The 2,066-nt window shown below is 58.2% G+C and carries 4 protein-coding genes; all 4 read right to left on the reverse strand.

Annotated elements, in window-relative coordinates; translation table 11 throughout:
* On the reverse strand, nucleotides 1-617 hold a 617-nt coding region (modA, locus tag GX108_06135), incomplete at its 3' end, for a molybdate ABC transporter substrate-binding protein (GenBank protein ID NLO56615.1).
* Nucleotides 614-1,057, reverse strand: a complete 444-nt coding sequence (locus GX108_06140; GenBank protein ID NLO56616.1) for a transcriptional repressor — start codon at nucleotides 1,055-1,057, stop codon at nucleotides 614-616. The genes GX108_06140 and modA, both read right to left, overlap by 4 nt.
* A 90-nt stretch (nucleotides 1,058-1,147) precedes the next feature.
* Nucleotides 1,148-1,570 (reverse strand): cupin domain-containing protein, encoded by a 423-nt coding sequence (locus GX108_06145; protein NLO56617.1) that lies wholly within the window; start codon nucleotides 1,568-1,570, stop codon nucleotides 1,148-1,150.
* A gap of 71 nt (nucleotides 1,571-1,641) precedes the next feature.
* On the reverse strand, nucleotides 1,642-2,066 hold a 425-nt coding region (locus tag GX108_06150), incomplete at its 5' end, for a xanthine dehydrogenase family protein molybdopterin-binding subunit (protein NLO56618.1).

Consider the following 2,066-nt stretch of genomic DNA (forward strand, 5'->3'; position numbering starts at 1 on the left):
GGCATCGGCACTTTTGCCCACGACCCCTCGAGCTTTATCGCGATGCTCAAGGGGATATAGGCCGCGTCGGCCCCTCCGCTGCTGGCGGCAAGACCCGCTTTGAGCACATCGCCGGCGATAATAAGCCGTCCATTCTTTTCAAGAGCCTCGTAATCGCCGATCTGTTCGAGGTATTTCTTGGCCAGGGCTCCGTAAGGCGCTACCTGGGGATCCGCTATGGCCACCCTGATCTTTTCGTCCTTGACGAGGTCCAGGGAAGGGGCTTCACCGGAAGACCACCAAAGCACCAGGGGACACTCGACTACTGCCTGCACTCCCTCGAGTTTGTCCTTCTCCTCCAGGTACCTGGCCCACTTCTCATCAGCGCTCAGGAAAAAGTCGTAGGGCGCCCCCATCTCTATCTGCCTTGCGAGCTGCCCCGAAGCTCCGAACACGCCGTCCATGGCGATACCCTTCTCCCTCTCGAACTCTTCGGCAACCTTCTCCATAACCGGCTGAAGGCTGGCTGCGGCGGCGAAGACCTCGGCTTGGGATCTACCAGCGATGACCAGCAAGGAAAGCATCAACGCGAAACGTCCCACCCATTTCCTGGAAATAAATATGGATAAAATCGTCATTGACGATCTACCTCCTTTTTTGGGGCCTTTTTCTCGGCACAGGATCGGCAGAAACCATAGATGACCATATGCTTCCCCTCCACGACCGTTCCAGCTTCCACCTCTATAAAAGGAAGGGGGATTTCAGCCAGGCACTCCATCTTCCCACAGGCCCGGCAGGCAAAATGAGGATGGTCGCCGGGACACCCTGGTTGGTTGTGATCATGGGCGCAGAACCTCCATGTCCCCTTCATGTCCAATACCCTGTGCACTATGCCCTTTTCCAGGAGCAGCCCCAGGGTCCGATACAAGGTGACGCGGTCCAGGTCTCCCGGAAGCCTTGCGGCCACTTCCCGGTAAGAGAGGGGGCGCCTTTCCTTCAACAGGACGGCCAGCACGGCCCTTCTTGCCGGAGTAGCGCGAATGTCATGACCGGACAGAATAACTTCTTCCTTCTTCATCGCTTCCCTCCAAATGCAACACTATTGCATCCTTAGACCGGAAAGTTGCCGTCCGGGGAACGGACGGCAACGATGAAACAACAAACAACATTACTTCCTGGACTGAACCGGTGATCCCTTCTTCCTGGCCCGTTCCATCCGGAAGCGCTTCAGCTTCATATGGGGGTCGCCTTCGGTCGGCACGATGCAGAGGAAGACGAAAGGTTCCGGGCCGGGGTTTTCGTAGCCGTGGACCAGCCCGCCTGGCACATGGGCCCAACCCAGGGGAGGGATCTCCCATCGCTTACCTTCGATGGTCACAAAGCCCGTGCCGCTCAAACCGATCATCCAGTGAGGCCAATGATGTTCATGATCGGGGATGACCGTCCCCGGAGGCAGGGAGAAATGGCGCAGGGTGAAGTCATCCCAGAAGCGTCCCGGGCCGTATATAACCCGCTTGGTAACCTCCGGAGCGAGCGAGGAGGCATCGAAGAGTTCCAGATCCTCAATTTTCCCGGTATATACCGTCCCCATTCCGTTGTCTCACCTCCAATCCCTTGCCCTACCCGGCTCCCTCGGGTCTCCCGGTCGGCGCAACCGCCCGGTCAGGCCTTCTTTTTCATTCCCTGCAGCACTCTCTCGGGGAGGGCGGGGATCTGGAATATCCTCGCGCCGCATGCCCGGGCGATACCGTTCATAATCGCCGAGTGGGGTGCGGAAAGAGGCATCTCACCGGTCCCCGAGGCTCCGAAGGGTCCGAACTCCCGGGGTGTTTCCATGTGGATAAGCCTGATGTCATCGGGTATATCCTTCATGTAGGGGAACCCGCAGGTGACCAGGTTGGTATATTTTGCCGGGTCGCCGAAGTCCTCCGTAAGGGCCAGCCCTATACCCTGGGCTATACCTCCATACTGCTGCCCCTCGACGACATCAAAGTTGTTTATCTTGCCCACGTCGCTGACCAGGGTGAACCTTTCCACGGCGACCTTGCCCGTTTCGACATCTACGGCAACCTCCGCCATGAAGAGAC

It is taken from the genome of Thermovirga sp. (assembly GCA_012523215.1).
Lineage (GTDB): Bacteria > Synergistota > Synergistia > Synergistales > Thermovirgaceae > 58-81.

Excerpts from the sequence above, each read along its gene's own strand:
- GX108_06140 (NLO56616.1), bottom strand. The coding sequence starts at position 1,057 with ATGAAGAAGGAAGAAGTTATTCTGTCCGGTCATGACATTCGCGCTACT.
- GX108_06145 (NLO56617.1), bottom strand. The coding sequence starts at position 1,570 with ATGGGGACGGTATATACCGGGAAAATTGAGGATCTGGAACTCTTCGAT.